The following is a 19646-nucleotide window of genomic DNA, read 5'->3' on the forward strand; positions in this document are numbered from 1 at the left end:
ACAGAGATGTTTATATAACAAGGTTTATCACAGCGTGCTGCGATCGCCTAGGCTTGATTAAAAATAGCAAAATTTAAGGCAGATATAGCCGATTATTCCGGCTTTAGGCCGCTTGGTTGGGTATTATTCCGTTTTGATTTAGCAAAACAGGGGCTGTCTGATGAGTATTTATTGCTTTGGTGGGAGACTGTAGTAGTCTGTGATCTAGGTCACGCTTGAGTTTTGTGGCCGGACTTAGCTAAGACTTTAACAGGGTTTATGGGGTCTTGGCAATTCGACCTAATGTTAATTGTTTGGTTGAACAGAGTCAGAGAAAATCGAAAACTAGTACAAAACCAACATAAAACCGACGGATGGTATAACAATGCTTATATTTTTTATCTGTATTGCACTATTGGTGCTGGCGTTTAAGTTCTACGCTCCCTTTGTAGAACGTCAGGCCGGTATTGATCCCAATGCACAAACTCCACAAGCAAGATTCAACGATGGCGTCGACTATGTCGAAGTTCATCCCTTAAAAGCGTATCTGATCCAGTTTCTGAACGTGGCGGGCGTGGGGCCGATTTTTGGTCCTATTCTAGGTGCCTTATATGGTCCGGTTGCCTTAGTCTGGATTGTTTTGGGTAACATTATTGGCGGTGCGGTTCACGATTACTTCTCAGGTGTGCTGAGTATCAAGGAAGATGGTAAGAGCTTGCCCGAGATTGCCGGTCACTACTTTAACATCTATTTCAAAGGTTTGATGCTGGTTTTCACCGCCATGCTGCTGTTCTTCGTGGGTGTGGTATTTATCATGAGCCCTGCCGGATTACTGAGTAATCTGGATATGTTTGAAGGCACTATCCTTGCGAGCAACACCTTCTGGGTGTTAGTGATCTTAGGTTACTACTTCCTGGCGACGCTACTGCCTATCGATAAGATCATCACTAAGCTTTATCCGCTGTTTGGTCTGTTGATGATAGTGATGACGTTGTCGATTGCGGCGGCTCTGCTGTTTAATGCTCCCCATCTGCCTGTGGCGAATGACTTTTTCGCTTATTTTGATCACAGCCATTATCACGAAGAGCTGCTTAAGCCTAATCCAAACGGTCTGCCTGTGTGGCCGCTGCTGTTTGTGACTATCACCTGTGGTGCTATCAGTGGTTTCCACTCGACCCAGGCTCCGATCATGGCGCGCTGTCTGACCAATGAGAAGTATGTGCGTCCTGTGTACTACGGCGCCATGATGTCAGAAGGTATCGTTGCCTGTGTGTGGGCACTTGCGGGTATTGCGGCTTTCCCAGGTGGTTACGCCGAACTTAAGAGCATCTTAGATGCGGGTGGTCCAGGTCTTGTGGTTAATCAGGTAGCGACCACTTACTTAGGTGTCGCGGGTGGTGTAATGGCGATTATCGCCGTGGCTGTGTTCCCTATCACTTCTGGTGATACGGCGTTCCGCTCTCTGCGTCTGACCATTATCGATGCCTTTAAGATCCCGCAAAGTATCCGTAACCGTTTGTTCTTAGCTGTGCCTATTCTGGTTATCGCTTACTTTATGACTAAGATCGATTTCTCTCTGGTATGGCGTTACTTTGCTTTCTCCAACATGCTGCTGTCGACCAGCGTATTGTGGTTGGCGACTAAGTATCTGTTTGACCGCGGTACTATCCACTGGATCGTGAGTCTGCCGGCGACTGTGGGTACGGCAGTGACTATCTCCTATATCGCCACCGCGGGTATTGGTCTGGGTCTAGAGCTCTCTCTGAGCAATCCTATCGGTATCGCGACCGCGATTATCTGTTTAGTCGGTTTGATTATCGCAGATAAGAAGCGTCGTGCAGTGCCAGCTTAAGGCATAACACTCAAGTTGAGGCTTTAACTTAAGCCGACACCCCTAATCAGGTGTCGGCTTTTTTATGCCTGCGAGCAGGCCGCTACTCTTTTTGATACTCATAAATAGGTATTTATATTCAATAAAATAGCGAATCTTAGCGTCATAGTTCACACTTATTTATCTGCTTAACAATATCGGTTGTCTGTCTTAGGCTGACTGAGTAGACTAATCATGCTTTATATATGCACGTTTTAGTTTTTATTGTTATGAATCCAATCGGCTTAGTCGAGTGATAGTGCAATGGCTAGCTGATTGATATCAGTCTGTGATAAGTGATCGGGAGCGAAATCATGCTCAATATTGACGACCCTAAGGATGTTGAACGGACACCGGCGATCTGGCGACTCGGTTTCAGACCCTTCTTTCTCGGCGGTGCAACCCTAGCGGCGCTCTATATTCCCCTGTGGTTGGTGACCTGGTATCTGCCTGAGTTTAGTTTATTGAGGGAACAGTTCTGGGTCAGGGTAGTGCCTCTATGGTGGCATCCTCACGAGATGCTGTTTGGTTTCGCCCTAGCCATAGTGTGTGGTTTCTTATTGACCTCGGTGCAGACCTGGACTAACCAGCCCAGCTTGAAAGGCCGGTCACTCATGTTTACTTTCATCTGCTGGTTACTGGCAAGGTTGATGTTGTTATCGCCTTTCGATATCCCATTGTGGCTACCAGCACTGTTCGACACGCTGTTTTTACTCCTGAGTGCCGCCAAATTATGGTCTTGTATCTACAAGGTAAAACAGTGGCGTAATATCGGTTTCCCCATCATGTTACTGTTTGCCGCGCTAATTAATTTACTGAGTTATTATGCCCTTAGTCAGCTTGATTTCATTTTAAGTCATCAGATTTGGCAGGGGATGCTGTGGTGGTTGGGCTTAGTGATCACTATTGTTGGCGGTAGGGTGATCCCTTTCTTCACTGCAGTGCGGATCGGTCAGCCAAAGCCCGAACCTATTAAGCTTTTGGACTATAGTTTGATAGGAGTGATGTTGCTGTTAATAGTGCAAGGTTTGTTGAAGTTTATGCCTCTGGAGGCAGAACAGATCTTGCTGGCAACGGCGGCGCTGTTGCATTTGGGCCGCTGGTTACGTTGGTATCCCCATAAGACGCTAAAGGAACCTTTGTTGTGGTCATTGCATCTGGCTTATGTGTGTTTGCCTCTGACCCTAGGCGCGTTAGCCTGGCAGATCGCCGATGAAAGTGCCTATCGCCATCTGCTGCATCTGTTTGCCATAGGCACTATGGCTGGATTGTGTCTGTCTATGATCTCCCGTGTCTCTCTTGGGCATACCAGCCGTAATATTTATCAGGGGCCTAAGATGTCTCTGGCCTTTGTCGCCATCGCCATGGCGGCTGTGTTTCGAGCCTTGATGCCGCTCTGGTGGCCTGCCCACGCCGAGTTGTGGCTCTGGCTGGCGGGCAGTTGTTGGAGCCTAGGTTTTGGTTGGTTTGTGATCTGTTATGGGCCTATTTTAACCCGTCCCCGTATCGATGGCCGCCCAGGTTAAGGAAAGCAGTTTGAAGAAGTGGAAAATTGAGATGATGAAAAAATCTGTAGTCATGGCCGGTTTGCTGGGGTTATTTTCTCCCCTGGTGTTGCAGGCTGAAGATGTCAGCCCGGAAGCGATGCAGGCAAAGTATCCTGATCAGTATCAGTCTTGGCTGGCGACATCCGAGCAAGCAGAGCGCAAAGATATGCTGGCTAGCTATCCTGCGGCAATCGTGTTATGGGCAGGCTCCTCCTATGCCAAAGAGTATCACAGTCCCAGAGGTCACCATTTTGCGGTCGCCGATGTGACTCACACCCTTCGCACAGGTGTTGCCCCCGCCGAGGGCACCAAGGGACTCTCTGCCAGTTGCTGGACCTGTAAGTCGCCGGATGTGCCTCGTTTGATTGGTGAGTTGGGGGTGGAAGGCTTCTCGGCAAAAAACTTCACCGATCTCGGCACCGAGATGAAGAGCGTCGTCTATTGTACAGATTGCCATGTACAGGGAACATCCAAGCTGACCTTGCCTCGTCCCCATGCCCAAGAGGCGATGGCCAAGATCCATCTACCATTCGATGAACAGAGTCGCCATATGCAGGGCGCTCAGGTGTGTGGTCAATGTCATGTAACCTACTATTTTCAGCCCGAGCGCAGCAATCGAGTCAATATTCCCTGGATCTTTGGCAGCACGGCAGATCTGATCGAGAAATATTATGATACCCGTCGTTTCTATGAGTGGATCCATCCGATTTCCAGAACCCCAATCGTTAAGGCGCGTCATCCAGAGTTTGAACACTGGAGTCGCAGTGCTCATGCCAAGGCTGGGGTGACTTGTATCGATTGCCATATGCCAGAGTCCGTCGATGAGAAAGGGAAAACCTTTACTAACCATCAGATAGGTCAGGCGCTACCTAACTATGAACAGGCGTGTCAGGCCTGCCACAGCGATAAGCAGGCCTTAGTGTCCAGACTGGATACCAACAAGGCCGAGGTAGAAGACAAGGCGCGGCTGGTCGAACAACTCTTGGTCAAAGCCCATTATGAGGCGGGCGCAGCCTGGGATGCGGGCGCAAGTTGGGCGATCATGAATGATGCCATTATGGCGATCCGCCACAGCCAGTGGCGTTGGGATTTTGCCATGTCATCTCATGGCTTATATGCCCATAATCCTCAGGAAGGAATAGCATTGCTTAATGTGGCGATTGAGCAAGCCACCTATGCGCGCAGTGCTTTGGCAGAAATCTTGAGTATGCTGAAGGTGTCTAAGGTGAATTATCCCGATATCTCTACTAAGGAGAGCGCGCAAAAGGCGGTAGGGATAGAAGTGGAAAAATTAACCAAAGAGAAGCAGGCATTTATTGAACAAGAGGTGGATAAACATTGGCCTGAGGTGAGTCGTCACGGCTATCAATAATCTTTGCCCATGCGCTGTTTTAACCACGCCAGCCACAGTGCTGGCGTGTTTTTTATGGCTCGGTGCTAGAGCTGAGGGCGGTGAAGGTCGAGTCGCTGCTCTTCTGAGATCCCATAATAGGCGCTGGGGCCTCCGGCGCGCAGTATTGGCTCGGCCAGAGCGGTTTGATATATCCCGGAGGCGTCCAGCAGTCGTTCGGCTATGTGGACGGCAACCACTTCTCCCAAGACCAGCCAGGTGTCTATCTTATCGCCATTGGCCGCCTGTAGCTGAATACACTGGCTGAGCTTACACTCGAAATTCACCGGACTCTCCTTGACCCGGCTGACACTCACTTCTGAGCCTGGGATAGGCGTGAGTCCGGCAAATTCGAACTCGCTCACGCCTTTGGGTAGCGGTGCCGAGGTCTGATTCATCTGCTCCGCCAGTTCTCGAGTGACCAAGTTCCAGACAAACTCGCCAGTTTCAATAATATTCGCGACACTGTCTTTATAGCCCACACTGGCGAAACCGATAATGGGTGGATGGTAATTAAAACAGTTAAAGAAGCTGTAAGGGGCGAGATTGGCCTCTCCCTGCTGGTTGCGCGAAGAGATCCAGCCTATGGGGCGCGGCGCTATGATGGCATTAAGAGGATCATGGGGTAAACCATGGCCTTCGCTGGGGCGGTAAAAGTAAGTTTCGGCAGCACTCATATCATTTCCTTCTCTGGGATTTGTCATCGATTGGCGCACTTCCCTATGTTAGTGAATAGCATAAAAATCGGTATCCTTTTTTCTTATAGCTGTTAGATAAACTTCAATATAGCGACTAAATTTACTCTATCAGAATAATCTATTGTCCTTGGGGACTTTCTTAGAGAGATGGAAGCGTAAGAGGTGGATAAATGAACAGACTGTTTGGCGTGGGTATGAGCCTGGCTCTGTTGCTCTTAGGAAGCATGAATAGTTTTGCTGGCATTGAAGTGTATGGCGACGCAGACAAACGTTTGCAGTTTTCCAGTGCATCTGAGTTGTCGGCTCATCTGGATAATTCAGGTTTGCAGTTACACGCCGTCAGGAAGGAAGGAGCGGTTCCCCGTGTCTTTGTCAGTCATGTGCCCCATGACTTGGCCGAGTTAGATGTGGATCTTAAAACCCGTACCTTTATACGCATGATCTTAACCAATATTCTGCAGGCTAATTATCATGTACAGCAAGATCGCGCCCGGTTAGAGGCGGCGTTTGCCGATGGCAGTTTAGATGAAGAGGAGCGCCTTTGGGTACATGAGCTATCACTGCGTTATGGATTCGATGAGAGCGCCAGTTTCGATGAACTGATCAAGCGTGTCGACATTATTCCCGTCTCTTTGGCCTTAGCCCAGGCCATCGATGAGAGCGCCTGGGGAACGTCGCATTTTGCCATCGAAGGCAATGCGCTCTTTGGTGAGCATTTGCCGCCCCATTCGAAGTCAAAAAAATATATTCAGGCCAGAGGCGCCGATGTGAAATTAGCGGCATTCGACACCATACTCGAGACCTGTATCGAATATGTTCATAATCTCAACACAAACCATGCCTATCATCATCTGCGAGAGATGCGCCACGATGCGCGGCAGTTGAAACAAGAGTTAAGCGGCCCGGTATTGGCCCAAGCGCTGCAACATTACAGCGAGCGTGGCCAGCTGTATGTGGACGATCTGCGCAGTATTATCCGTCATCGAGATCTGCATGAACTGGATCCGGCCCAGTTGCAGGAGGGACACACTACACTGTTGCATATCGAATAAGATGCAAGGGCGCAGCAGCGCCCTGTATTTGTCTTAAAGTGGGTACTGTTGCAGGTAGTCCACACATTTTTGTTTGAGAAAATCGATGGCGGTTCTGACTTTGTGGCTGGGGTAATCCGTCTGCAGATAAAGCAGTTGCAGCGGGATTTTCTCGCTCAGTTGCTTATCGAACAGCAACACAAGTTGACCACTTTCGACCTCTCTGGCCACATCGAACCAGCTCTTATAGGCGATCCCTTCGCCCGCTAAGGCCCACTCTTTGATCACGGCGCCATCGTTACAGCTTTTACTGGCTTTCACTTCAACATCATAGGCTTGCTCTTTCTCGGCAAAGCGCCATTTATGCCAGGGCTGACCGCTGCGATTGAGCAGTAAGATCTTGTGATGGCTGAGCTCCCTGGGATGGGCTGGCGTTCCATGTGCCTTCAGATAGGCTGGCGAGGCGACCGCCACCCTGTGCATCATCGCCAGTTGTCTGCGGATCAGGTTAGAGTCATCGAGCTGGCCATAACGTATGGCTAAATGCACATTCTGACCGATAAGGTCTGTCATATCGTCGCTGAAATAGAGCTTGAGGGATAATTCCGGCGCCGTTTGGGTTAACTCATCCAGCCAGGGACGAATGATATTGCGTCCCAGATCCGATGGCATGGCGATCCTCAGTTCGCCCCTTAACTCACGGCGATTATCTGCCAGCGCATCATTCACCCCTTCGAGCAGACTCAGCGCCTGCCGACCGGTATCGATGAACAGCTTGCCCTCTTCGGTTAAGGTCATATTGCGGGTAGAGCGGGCAAATAACTGACAATTGAGCTTTTTTTCTAAGCGTTGTAGTGCCGCGCTGGCAGAAGCCGGGGTCATGCCCAGTTCGCGTCCGGCGGCCGAGACACTCTGCAGGGCGGCAATGCGGATGGCGAGTTTGAGATCGTTGAGATGGTACATATCAAATAATTTTTGAAAATGATTTTAATACTAGCTCAATTATCAAAATATAAAAAATATTTATGCTGTCCTCTATCAGGCGATGTCGCTTGCCGTGAAGGCGCATTTTCCCATAAAAGGAGATTTTCACCTTCACTTGAGCAGACAGAGCTACAGAATTGAAAGATCCCTTAATGGGTCAGAGGAGTCGTTATGTCATTGTTTTCACCTTATCAAAAATCAGGATTCCATTTAGCCAACCGTATGGTGATGGCGCCGATGACACGGGCTCGCACCACTCAGCCTGGCAATATCCCCAATGAGATGATGGCCGCCTATTATGCCCAGCGCGCCTCGGCCGGACTGATCATCACAGAAGCCACGCAGATCTCCGATGATAGCCAAGGCTATTCCTTTACTCCGGGCGTCTATACCCCGGCGCAGGTGGCGGGTTGGAAATTGGTGACAGATGCGGTGCATCAGGCGGGGGGGAAGATATTTAATCAGCTTTGGCATGTTGGCCGTGTCTCTCACCCTGTGTTTCAGCAAGGCCAGGCGCCGATTGCGCCATCGGCCATCAAGCCGGTACAGACTCAGGTGTGGATCGTGGATGAAGCCCATCCCGAAGGGCAGATGGTCGATTGTCCTACCCCAAGAGAGATGACCCAGGCCGATATCCATAGGGTGATTCAAGATTTTGCCAATGCGGCGCAAAATGCCATCGATGCCGGGTTTGACGGTATCGAGATCCACGGCGGCAATGGGTATCTGATTGACCAGTTCCTGCGGACCAACTCTAATCATCGCAGCGATGCCTATGGTGGTTCGCCAGAAAAACGGATCCAGTTCCTGCTCGAGGTGGTCGATGCCGTCAGTCTCAAGATCGGCGCCGATAAGGTGGGTGTACGCTTAGCCCCCTTCGTCACCTTTAAAGACATGGGCTGTCCCGAGATTGTCGATACCATCTTGCTGGCGGCGAAAGCACTCAATGACAGAGGCATAGCGTATTTGCATCTGTCTGAAGCCGACTGGGACGATGCGCCGCAGATCCCTCAGACATTTCGCATTGAACTGAGACAGGTATTTAGCGGCACCATAATTGTTGCCGGTCGCTATGACGTGATCAGGGCCAGTGAAATTATAGAGCAGGGGTTTGCGGATCTAGTGGCCTTTGGCCGTTCATTTATCGCTAACCCGGATCTGCCTTATCGTCTGCAGTATCAGCTACCGCTGGCTAATTTTGATAAAGGTCCGTTATTTGGTGGCAGCCATGCAGGTTACACCGATTATCCGGCTTATGCCGAGGCGCAAAGCGCGTAATCTGGGACTTTATGCAGCCTGAGACTCTGGGTGAAAAGCGATAAGCCAAGATAAATAAGCAGACCCTTCGCGCCATGGACGGCGCGGCGGAGCACCAAGGAAGGTTAATGCGTGTCTGCGTTTGAAATTGGCTTAGTGCGTACGGTAAGCACAGTTCAATTAAGACGTTAAGTCCTTATAGAGCAGCCATTGACGGCGCGCCATCTCAACTAGCACACCGGTAGCCAATCCTGCCGCCGTGTTAACTAGCAAACAAACCGCCGCTGTGGTCATGATAACCAGCATGCAAAAAGGCTTACCATCGGTGAAGCGTTTCGACCAGGCCAGTTGCAATCCAGCCACGCCCAGCAGACTACCCAGTACCGCCAGTGGGATCAGTGATAAGAGACCGGCAACACCTTCTCCCCAGCACAGGGCGATAAGTATACAGCTAATACCGAAAATAGCCGGGGCCAGCCAGCTTCTTGCGCCGAAGTGATATTGCACCGCCAGACCGCCCGCGCCGTGACACATGGCCGCAGCCCCAAAGGGGGCGAGTAATAGATTCGCCCAACCAGAGCTGGTGGCCAGTCGCTTGGGTGAAAATTGCTCACTCTTATCTTGAGGAAACTTCTCTTTTGCCATGGCTGAGGTGGCAATCACTGCATTGGTCAGTGTCAGAGCCAATTGCGGTAAAACCAGCAGTCCAGCGGCTGAGCTCCACTCTTCTAGGCTGGGCACTCCCAATTGCCATGGGGTAGTGCCGGACAGAGTAAAACTGGGCGCAAATCCATAGGTGTATTGCCAGAGGATCCCTAAGCCTAAGACCAAAGGCATCGCAAGGTAGGGCAAGGAGATAAAGCGGCTGAAAAACAGCGCGCCAAAGGCAATAATACCGATAGACCAGTTATCGCTCATCATCTCGCCGCCCATCCAGATCAGTTGTAAACCTATGGCCAGTTGGATCCCTATGCTGATGGCCGGTGACAGTTGTTTCGCCATCCAGCTAATAGCGCCGCTGTAGGCCAGGATAAGTAGGATGGCTCCCATCATAATACCGCTAGCCTGTAACATCCCAGGCGTTAACCCTTGGGCGATCACTAGGGCAGCGATCACTTTCATCGGTTGCACTGGGATGGGCCTGCGGTAATAAAAGGCACTAAATAGGGCAAACAGGCCAAAGCCCATAAAGATCCCTTGAGGGGAGAAATGGTTAACGGCGATCAGTCCGAGAACTAGGGGCAGGAAAGTACCCAGATCGGCGAAGGCGCCGCTGCATTCGCCTGTAAAATGGTTGATATTGTGGAATCGGTTGGATTTACATCTCATATAACTTGCCGTGGGAAATCATCATTTCACCGACTGCAAATTTAATACCATTTTTAGAAGTAAGTTTGGGGGCTTTAAAAGGGAGGAAAGCCCCATCCACCAAGCTTTGTGAGACAGCTTGTCACAGTCATAGCTAAAAATGGGACAAGCTGTCCAAGTGAAAGACATCGAAGATACCGCTTAATGGTTAGGTGTCACCACAAGGGCTGAATATATAAGAGGCCTAGCATGCTAGACCTCTTAACTTTATGGAGAATTTTCCTCATAGAAAAAATGAGGGTGATGAGATATGACTTTTGCCTATTTGGCGTGTTTCGGACCTTGTTTATTTTTCATTGGGTCACTCTGGTAACCTAAAGCTTGCCAATCTAAGCGTGTGCCCTGATTGTGACAGTCGTTACACTTAAGCGCCTGCTCCTTAGGTGAAACCATGTGATTGATACGCCACCACATTTCGGTTGCTGCAAAACCATGTTCGCCGCTGTAGCTGATCCCTTGCTGCTTGAGAGTCTCGTTGGCTTCCATACCGAGTTTGGCGGCCTTATCCCAATCGAAATCGCTCCAGTATCCGCCTTTACCATAGACTTTTGCCGTGACAAAAATGTTTTGCTTCTTGTCGTAGATCTGCTTGCCTGTATGCACCTTGAAGGGGTAGATCTTGGCGGTTTTGTCTGTGATGTCGCCCAGGGGATAAGTCAGCTTGGTTATCTTGGCGGGATCCATCTTGTCACCAGGCATGTAGGCATCGGCTTTACCGTTGTACCAGGCGTATTCAGGTTGCACCATCTTCGCCCATACGAAGTCACCTTTCTTCTTCATAAAGGTGTGCTTGCCATATTGATCTGTGGTTTCCTCTCTGTCCTGACCTGCGGTAGACCAGTCCCACTCCATCTTGGTTGGCTCGTTGCGGGCGAAGAAGGGAATATGACAGGTCTGACAGGCCACACTGGTGGTATGAGTGTTCAGACGCTTGTTGGCGTGTGGCGCCGCGTCGTGACAGTTTTCACAGCCGATGTCGTTTTGACCACCAGGGGAGACCCCCATGGCATTGCCGCTGATCTGGTGCTCCTTAGTGGCGTGACAGGTTTGGCATGAGAAATCATTGCCGTCGCTGTCCATATGCACATCTGTGGCTTTATCCGGATAGGCCATAGAGGAGTCGAGATCTCCGTGCTTGACGGCATCCCCGCCACCACCGTAGAAGTGGCAGCTGCCACAGTTGTCACGTACCGGCATCCCCACGTTTTGTGCGACCCGCTCAAGATTGACCTTTTCCAAGGCCTCGCCTGCCCCTGCAGGATCTTTGATATAGGTGCCTGTGGTGTCATGACAGACGAGGCAGTCCACCTTGGTCATATCGCTAAAATCAAAGCTGCTGTCTTTCCAGCCATATCCGGCGTGACAGCTGGTACATCTTGGCTCGTTACCCGAGATAGAGGTACAGAAGTTATTGATGGCGTTCTTCTTGCCCCGTTTCACTGTGCGTCCGGGCAGATCTTGCTCCAGCTCCCAGGTCCAGTGTGACGATTTCATAAAGTCTTTGGCGTGATCTTCGTGACAGGCAATACACTGCTCTGTCACTTGTGAGCCCTGGGTAAATGGCCCCACAATCGCCTCTTTGTGCGGATTGCTGGCGGCGGCATTCAGACTGGTGAGCCCCAACAGGGCCAGCGTGGCGGCTAAATAGAATGAGTGTTTCATTATTTTATCCCTACCCCCAGGCAGATGCCTGGGGGAGATAAGTGTTTAGAAATTAACAACTAATGACGCGTTGAAGTCGTAAGCAGTATCGACCACAGGCAACATAGAGAAGGCAGAGCCTTGGATCACATCGTCGATCTTCTGTGGCGCGCCCACTGGGGTGCCGCTGCCCGTGTACTCATAGTCGTAGTACAGGCCGGCTAGCTTGATGAACATGCGCGGGTTGATATCAAACATGTAGTAGGCTTCGGCAACATGGCCGCGGGTGGCGAGCTTGCTGCCGATAGGATCGTCCTGAGCCTGGGTAAATGGCGTCCAGTATTTCGAACCATAGTTGTATTCGAAGCCCACTTTGCCGTAAGGCGCTGGGATCTGAACACCCACATAGACACCATAGCCATCCTTGGTGTCTTGTTCCTCGGCCGAGTTGGCCATCATGATGATTTCGCTCTTGTCGGCATTGAGTTGTGCCTGGAATACGGCATCGCTTAACATGCCGCCAAACATACCGGCATTGCCGTTACCTTCGGCGCGGGTCCAGCCTAATGAGGCGAACGCTTTGAACTCGTTATCGCTTTCATAGGCGTAGCCGATGCCACCTAAGTACATATCGCCGATCACACCGCTGGGCTGTACCCGGGTCTGGAAGTTGAAGTTAGTGAACTTCTGCAGATCCTGATACATGGTGGGGGCGAAGATACCTGCAAGTTGGGTCGGGAAGGCCATGGTGCCTTTAAAGCCATCGTTGATATCTTTGGCGCCGAACAGGGTCAGTTGCAGGAAGTGGTTGCCGTTGTTGATGGCATCAATATTGAATCCCCCCAGGTGAGTGTCTTTGGTGACTATATCGCCAAACATCTCGCCGTTGCCCCATTGAGACTCAAAACCCTGGCCGTAGCAGAAGCGGACGACCTGACCGTCGATGCCGGTGATCTCGCCCAGGTTGTAACCTAAGGTCGCGCCATCGAAGTTGAAGTTAACCAGATGCCCGGATGGTGTGCCGCCACGCTTTTCGTTTTCACGGTACTGAGAGGGGGGACCATAGGTGGATGGTCGACGGCCGATGGAGAGGTAGGTATTGGTGCCGCCGATGTTTTTCCAATCGAAATAGGCGCGTTCGACTCTTAGCCAGTCTCCGCTGGTATTGCCGCTGCTGGTGCCATCCATAGTGAATGAACGCCATGAGTCGAACACCTGTACCCCGGTGGAATCGCCCCAGTTCTTATACATGCTCAGGCGGCCGGCGAAGCCGACGTTGTCCCACACCTTTGCCTTTAGATCTAATCTCAGGCGGGTGGTGTAGAAGATCTCATTGTCTATGTCCTGGACAGTCTTAGGTGCCAGCACATAGGGCATCACCCCCTGCAGCATGCCGCTCTGGAAGGCGTTGGCCAGGTCAGGGTTGGCGGCGAGCATCTTGCCCAGTGGCGAGTCGGGATCGTTGGGTGTACCGAAGGCACCAGACATGGCCTTGGCACCAAAATCATTGAAGTCGACCTTGATTGCAGGGTTCCAGGTGACATTTCGGTAGTGCAATGAATGGGCCTTGGTACGGAAATCGCCGGTGATCTCGAGACGATCCAGGGCGCTGTGACGTTCATTCTTGTCGATACGGCCATGGATATCGTCTATCTCATCGGTTAAATCGGCAATCTGTTGTTGCAGTTCAGCAATTTTTTGGCTGTCGCTGTCGGCGGCATAGGCCGCGCCGGACACGGCGAGGGCGTTAGCTATCAGTACGGATAATAGAGTAGTGCGCATGCAAGTCTCTCCTGTAGCGCCTATTGGCGTTGGTTGGTGTGCATCGATTTAGGTATCTGATTAACCGCAAGTTTGTGGTTGATCAGAATCGGCTGCATGGTCGTAAAGAAACTGCTGAATATCTAAACGATCTTTTTCGGAGAGGTTTTGAAATACGTCTGGCTTCACCTTGTGCATGTCGCGCTTAAAGAAGCGATCCCATTGGCTCATGGTTTTGCTCATGGGGGTGAGTTCGCCGGCGGCATCGCCCTTGCTGTGGCAGGCTTTACACTCCTTTTTATAGAGGTGTTTGCCTTTTTTCGGGTTTCCGCCTTCGACGGCATGTACCTGGGCAGCGAATGACAGAGCCAGTAACATGCAGGTGGTAATGGTAGCGAGTTTTTTCATCATCATTTTCCTTATCGCATTTGGCAGCGATTTATGTGCACGAAACAACAGGTTTGTTTCTGGTCGGAAAATTTAGCAAAAGGCTACAGATGTAAATTTGATGTTGATCACTTTCATTAAAAAAATCTAATTGAAAAAAATATCATAAATAAAAATCTAATTATATGTGATTAATATGTTGTTTTTAATGGGCTTTAGCTTATTCGCGTTTGCCGTTTAATATTAAAATTGTGTTATTTTTATGTGGTAATAGATCACAGTTTGTTATTTCAGCATCTTCTGAATTTATGATTTATTGTATTTGAGTCCAGTAAAAACAGAGACACTATGAGGGTGAAAAGAGGAGCTAGGGATCCTGAGCTAGGCGTGATGCCAGGTGAAAAACACCAGCAGAACAGAGAGGAGAGGTGGGGCCATGGGGCAAAACTGCCCCATGGCAACTGGGCTATATCTGATTGTGCATATCGTTCAATGCACTGTGTAATAGATCGTCGTCATTAACATTATGATCTAGGCTCTCTACAGGATCTTCGGCCGCAGAGGATGCATCCTTATCTTGTTGCGTATCATCATCCAACAATGGGTTGTCGAAGAGATCCACTTGAGTCGAATCTAGCATATCGGCATCAATATCATTGCTGACACTGGTTTGCATATCTGGCAGATCAGTGGTTGAGCCAGTGTCAGATGAACTAACTTCCTGCTGTGTCAGCCCCACCATTTGCAGATAATAATCGATAGGTGAGTCAGTGTCTGTGGTCAGACTCGCTGCTATATCGGTATCCGGGCTATCCGCTGCTGCCATATCCGCTGTATCTGCAACTGAGGTATCAGCGGCGAAAAGCGTGACCTCGTCGGTGATCAGATCTTCTGCCATATCATGTTGTTGATACGCTGGTGGTGCAGGAGGCGGATTGTTGCCCAGAACCTGACCATCGGCATTCAGCACTGTGGTTGTCATTACACCTGTCGCCGAGTTGGTGACATCGAAGCTGGTTTCAAAATCCGCTGTCGCAGGATCCAAGCGATGATCAGAGACTAAGATCAGATCTATGCCGCCGCTTGTTGACGGCGTGATGCTGTAGCTGCCGTCTGGGTTGGCGGTTAGCGCCTGGCCTATACCGTCTTCCAGCGTTACCCCGGTAGGCAGCTGAGCAATGGTAATCGCGCTCACTGACTCATCTGCGGACAGGGTCAACGCATCTAGATGCAGATTGTAATGGTATTCATTCAAACCATGAAACTGCGAGAAGGCCGCAGGGTCGCCTTGAACCACCACACCATCACTGGTCATGATGTTTTCGATGTTCTTGATGTGGTTAGAAATGCTTGTCCAGGTGGTGCTATCATAGCCACCGAGAATCAGGGTATCAGTACCACCGCTGCCATCTACATCGCCAATGATTTGGCCACCGATATAAATCAGATCGTCGTCTTGTTCGGTATTGATGTTCTGCTGGACACCCCCTTTGACGAGCAGGATATCTTGACCTTCACCTGTTTTAATGTCTGCCAGTACATGTCTGCTAACAATCATCTGATCGTCGCCTTTCTTCAGATCCCAATTATGGGTCACATCTGTTGTTTGTACGTCATCCACGTTATCACTACCGCTGTAATTGCCCGGCACTGAGGTGCTGGGTCCCATCTGTTGCTCGAGTTGAATAAGTACTTCGGCTGCATTGGGTTGGGCTGAGCCTGAGACCACATTTGGCGCACTAAAGTCCACCTGTACATCCAGGTGTGGTGCCACTCCGGTGGGATCTATGTTCAAGACTAACGGCCGACTGGTGGCTACTTGGCCACCCTGGCTATCGGTGGCTTCAATGGATAGTTGCACCGAACCGCTGTGATGCAGTACCAAGCCGACAGCATCCTGTGCAGTTAGACTCCAGGTACCGTCGGGATTTAGGGTTCCATGATTAAGCGTGTCCCCGGCCGCAAGCCCGCTGACGAGGTAGGAGGTCACTGCAGAACTACCTATATCGCTATGGGTCGCAGAAAGGCTGATACTGGTGTCAAAACTGGCGGCCGGAATGGCCTGCGGGTTGAGTTGAGTACCCGTCTGATCTACCACCAATATTGTGGTGGCGCCTGTGGCAGCATTCGTCACTTCAAAGTAGGTGTCGAAGTTGATATTTGCCGGAACAATCGGTTGATCCGCCACTATGACCAAATCAACCCCACCAGCAGAGGGCATGATGCTGTAAGTGCCATCTGCATTGGCGGTGAGTACCTGGCCATTGCTGTCTTGTAGGGTTAGACCGGCAGGCAGGGGATCTATAGTAATGGCGGTAATAGACTCATCGGGACTATAGATCTGCGTATCCAGGTGCATGGCATAATGATATTCATCTGGCGCCTGAAATAGTGGGAAGGCCGACTTGCTGCCTTGCACCACCACACCATCACTGGTCATGATGTTTTCGAAGTTTTTGATTTGGGAAGAAATGGTTTGCCAGTTGGCACTGGTATAGCCGCCTAGAATCAGGGTATCTGTGCCACCGCCGCCATCTATTGTTCCATAGGCTTTGCCTCCTATGTACAGCAGATCTTCGTCATTTTCCATATTGATGTTATCCCAGGCTATGCCCTTGATAACCACAATATCATTACCCTCACCACCCTTGATGATGTCTTGTGCGTCACCAGTAACGATCATCTGATCATCACCTTTTTTCAAGTCCCATTGGGCTGTAGTAGCGGCCGTGCGCACATCATCCACATTATCGGTACCACTATAAGTTGATGACACGGAGGTGCTCGATCCCATCTGCTGGATCAGTAAGTCTGCCATTTCCGCGACGGTCGGACTCAGCGTTGGCCCACTTATAATATGAGGTGCGGAGAAATCGACCATCACATTTGCTGTAGTTGGCAACACCGGGGTCTGCGCAGTGCTGGATAATACTGTTGCTGTTAGCACTGGCGCATCCAGAGTACCGTTAATGGTGATACTAATCACATGGGGCGTACCATCTGATGAAGTGATTGTGATCGAATCTGTGAGTGAATCTCCCGCGCTTAAACTTTGAATATGCGGATCATGATTATCGGCTAGGTAAGTCCAGGTACCGTCAGGCTGCAGCGAAAATAGCCCGTAGCCATTATCGCCAATTGCATAATTTACGGCAGTAAATAGGCTATCGCCATCGGGATCGGAAGATGTCAAAGTGCCAGTAGCAACCAATCGATTTAGGCTATCGGGATTGAGATCTTCAGTTACTGTACCTGTATCTGTACCTGTGATGATTGCAGCATCATTGGTGCCGGTAATTTCGATCACCAGATCTTGGGTAGCAGTCGCACCCGCCGCATCGGTGACTGTGACAGGAATGGTCAGGGTTTGATGCACGCCAGCGGCCAGCGATTGGTATGCCGCATCGCTTGGGTCAAATGTCCAGGTGCCGTCTGGATTGAAAGTGAGTCCATCAACTGGAGCGGCAATACTGTAGGTCAGAATATCGCCTGCATCAGGATCTGTGGCAACGATAGTGCCAGTAGCGTGTGAACCATCTTCAGTTACAGTCACACGCGCAATCGGGTTCAGCACAGGTGCATCGTTGACGTTGTTCACCACCAGATTGAAGCTAGTGGCGACCAGATCATTGTGACTATCTGTGGCGGTCACAGTGATAGGAACTGTGCCCACATCGGCGTTCGCAGGTGTGCCACTAAAGGTGCCTGTGCTTGCATCGAAAGATAACCAGGCCGGTAGGCCAGTAACGCTCAGGGTTAAGCTATCGCCAGTATCAACATCGGCAAAGGTGCCAGCAGGGATAGCAAAGCTAAAGGCGGCATCCTGGGTCGCAGTTTGGCTGGTGATCGCAGAAGCCACAGTCGGCGCATCGTTGGTGCCAACTATCGTCACTGTGAGCGTTTGTTGTGTACCGTCAACGCTACTTATCACAATGGAATCAGTTACTTTCTGGCCTTCTCCTAGTGCCTGTATGCTAGGGTTCTGGTTTTGGGCGGTATAACTCCATTTGCCGTTGTAACTTAATTCAAAATAGCCATAGCCATTATCGCCGGTTTTGCCTGAAATTTGATGGAAGGCATTTTCACCAAGATCGGTATCGGCAACGGTAAGTTGTCCCTGCACAAATAGCTCAATCGGAGAATCATCCTCCTGTATTTGAGCAGGTGCAATTCCTTTAATTATCGCTGTGTCGTTAGTCCCAGTAATTTCAATCACTAAGTTTTGGGTGTCAGTAGCGCCTGCCGTATCGGTGACAGTGACAGGAATAGTCAGGGTTTGATGCACGCCAGCGGCCAGCGATTGATAGGCTGCATCGGCTGGGTCAAATGTCCAGGTACCGTCTGGATTGAAAGTGAGTCCATCAACTGGAGCGGCGATGCTGTAGGTCAGAGTATCGCTTGCATCAGGATCTGTAGCCGTGATGCTGCCGGTTGCATGTTGACCATCTTCTGTGACAAATACACTCGCAATAGGGTTCAGCACAGGTGCATCGTTGGTGTTAGCGACAACAAGGCTGAAAATAGCCGATATTGAATCGCCCTGTGAATCTGTATCAGTCACAGTAATTTGAGTCGTGCCCACATCATTATCATGTGGGGTGCCTGTGAAGGTGCCTGTGGTGGCATCGAAACTCAACCAGCTGGGTAATCCACTTACCGTTAAACTAGTTGTATCACTCACATCTATATCCGCAAAAGTATCAGTGGGTAGTGTGAAAGTGAAACTGTTCTCTTCGGTGGCACTTTGATCAACGACAGCCCGATCTATATAGGGTTTGTCATTGCTACCATTGATCTGGATAGTAATATCCTGAGTGGTGCCATCGACAGACTGAACTGTGATGATATCTGTCAGCTTATCGCCAGCACCCAAGTGTTGGATAACATCGGCGTTGTTATCTAAGTCATAAATCCAGTTGCCAGCCGCATCCAGAGTTAAGACACCATATTGACCTTGCAAGCTTCCCGCTTGGAACTGAGATTCACCGCTATCGACATCGACAATATCTAATTTCCCACTAGCCGATATCTTATTGTCCTCTTTAACCGTGCCAGATGAAACGCCAGAGATAACCGGCGCATCGTTGGTACCTGTGAGGGTAATGACCAGGTTTTGGGTGTCACTGTCACCTGCGGTATCAGTGACCGTCACCGGAATGGTTAGGGTCAGTGGATCGCCTTCGGACAAAGATTGATAGGCTGCATCACTAGGATCAAAGCTGTAACTGCCATCGGCGTTTAAGGTAAAGCCTGGAACGGCGTTGGCAATGGAGTATGTCGCCGTATCACCCACATCGATATCGGTGGAGGTGATGTTGCCAGAAACGAGTGTGCCATCTTCCTTGGCGCTGACTTGCGCGATGGGGTCAAGCACAGGTGCGTCGTTAACGTTGTTGACCAATAGGTTAAAGCTGCTGGTGACGGTTGCGCCCTGACTGTCGGTCGCGGTGACTGTGATAGCGGTAGTACCCACATCGCCATTACCAGGCGTGCCGCTAAAGGTGCCGGTGCTGGCATCGAAGCTCAGCCAGGTTGGCAGACCGCTTGCTGACAGGGTTAAGCTGTCGCTGGTGTCGATATCCGCAAATGTGCCTGCAGGCACGCCAAAGCTAAAGGCGCTGCCTTGGTCTGTGGCTTGGTCGGTCAGTGCCGCCGAGACAGTCGGTGCATCGTTGGTGCCAGTGACGGTAATGGTTAGGGTCTGTACATCAGACGCACCTTGGCTGTCGCTGC

General features: G+C 50.4%; 12 protein-coding genes. 5 read left to right on the forward strand and 7 right to left on the reverse strand.

The window, feature by feature from the left end; all coding sequences use genetic code 11:
• Positions 1–364: 364 nt before the first annotated feature.
• The 3 genes from LZP69_RS11920 to LZP69_RS11930 all read left to right on the forward strand — a co-directional run bounded on the left by LZP69_RS11920 (position 365) and on the right by LZP69_RS11930 (position 4768).
• Positions 365–1831: a carbon starvation CstA family protein gene (locus LZP69_RS11920; RefSeq protein ID WP_234200822.1), complete on the forward strand. Its 1467-nt coding sequence runs from the start codon at positions 365–367 to the stop codon at positions 1829–1831.
• A gap of 332 nt (positions 1832–2163) precedes the next feature.
• Positions 2164–3375, forward strand: a complete 1212-nt coding sequence (locus tag LZP69_RS11925) for an NnrS family protein (RefSeq protein WP_234200823.1) — start codon at positions 2164–2166, stop codon at positions 3373–3375.
• A complete protein-coding gene (locus LZP69_RS11930) occupies positions 3359–4768 on the forward strand; it encodes an ammonia-forming cytochrome c nitrite reductase subunit c552 (RefSeq protein ID WP_234200824.1) in 1410 nt (469 codons plus the stop codon). Before LZP69_RS11925 ends, LZP69_RS11930 begins: the two co-directional genes overlap by 17 nt.
• A 65-nt stretch (positions 4769–4833) precedes the next feature.
• Here LZP69_RS11930 and LZP69_RS11935 read toward each other — a convergent pair whose 3' ends face one another.
• Entirely contained in the window at positions 4834–5463 is a 630-nt protein-coding gene (locus tag LZP69_RS11935; RefSeq protein ID WP_234200825.1) for a flavin reductase family protein, read from the reverse strand.
• A gap of 191 nt (positions 5464–5654) precedes the next feature.
• Between LZP69_RS11935 and LZP69_RS11940 the strand changes: the two genes are divergently transcribed.
• A complete protein-coding gene (locus tag LZP69_RS11940) occupies positions 5655–6536 on the forward strand; it encodes a glucosaminidase domain-containing protein (protein ID WP_234200827.1) in 882 nt (293 codons plus the stop codon).
• A gap of 33 nt (positions 6537–6569) precedes the next feature.
• Here the strand turns inward: LZP69_RS11940 and LZP69_RS11945 are convergent, their stop codons facing one another.
• A complete protein-coding gene (locus LZP69_RS11945) occupies positions 6570–7478 on the reverse strand; it encodes a LysR family transcriptional regulator (protein ID WP_234200828.1) in 909 nt (302 codons plus the stop codon).
• Positions 7479–7670: 192 nt separating this feature from the next.
• Here LZP69_RS11945 and LZP69_RS11950 point away from each other — a divergent pair, with 192 nt between their 5' ends.
• The gene (locus tag LZP69_RS11950; protein WP_234200830.1) at positions 7671–8777 is read left to right on the forward strand and encodes an alkene reductase; all 1107 of its coding nucleotides are present in this window, start codon (positions 7671–7673) and stop codon (positions 8775–8777) included.
• Positions 8778–8936: 159 nt separating this feature from the next.
• Here the strand turns inward: LZP69_RS11950 and LZP69_RS11955 are convergent, their stop codons facing one another.
• From LZP69_RS11955 to LZP69_RS11975, 5 genes are all read right to left on the reverse strand, one after another.
• Positions 8937–10085 carry a putative sulfate/molybdate transporter gene (locus LZP69_RS11955; protein WP_234200831.1) on the reverse strand — a complete coding sequence of 383 codons (1149 nt, stop codon included), beginning with the start codon at positions 10083–10085 and terminating at the stop codon, positions 8937–8939.
• A 300-nt stretch (positions 10086–10385) separates the two neighbouring features.
• Positions 10386–11786 (reverse strand): tetrathionate reductase family octaheme c-type cytochrome, encoded by a 1401-nt coding sequence (locus LZP69_RS11960; protein ID WP_234200833.1) that lies wholly within the window; start codon positions 11784–11786, stop codon positions 10386–10388.
• Positions 11787–11831: 45 nt separating this feature from the next.
• Positions 11832–13547, reverse strand: a complete 1716-nt coding sequence (locus tag LZP69_RS11965; RefSeq protein ID WP_234200835.1) for a DUF3373 domain-containing protein — start codon at positions 13545–13547, stop codon at positions 11832–11834.
• A 60-nt stretch (positions 13548–13607) separates the two neighbouring features.
• The gene (locus LZP69_RS11970; RefSeq protein ID WP_234200836.1) at positions 13608–13937 is read right to left on the reverse strand and encodes a c-type cytochrome; all 330 of its coding nucleotides are present in this window, start codon (positions 13935–13937) and stop codon (positions 13608–13610) included.
• A gap of 442 nt (positions 13938–14379) precedes the next feature.
• The coding region (locus tag LZP69_RS11975; RefSeq protein ID WP_234200837.1) for a VCBS domain-containing protein at positions 14380–19646 on the reverse strand (5267 nt) is incomplete at its 5' end.

This window comes from Shewanella sp. AS1 (genome assembly GCF_021412565.1).
GTDB lineage: Bacteria > Pseudomonadota > Gammaproteobacteria > Enterobacterales > Shewanellaceae > Shewanella.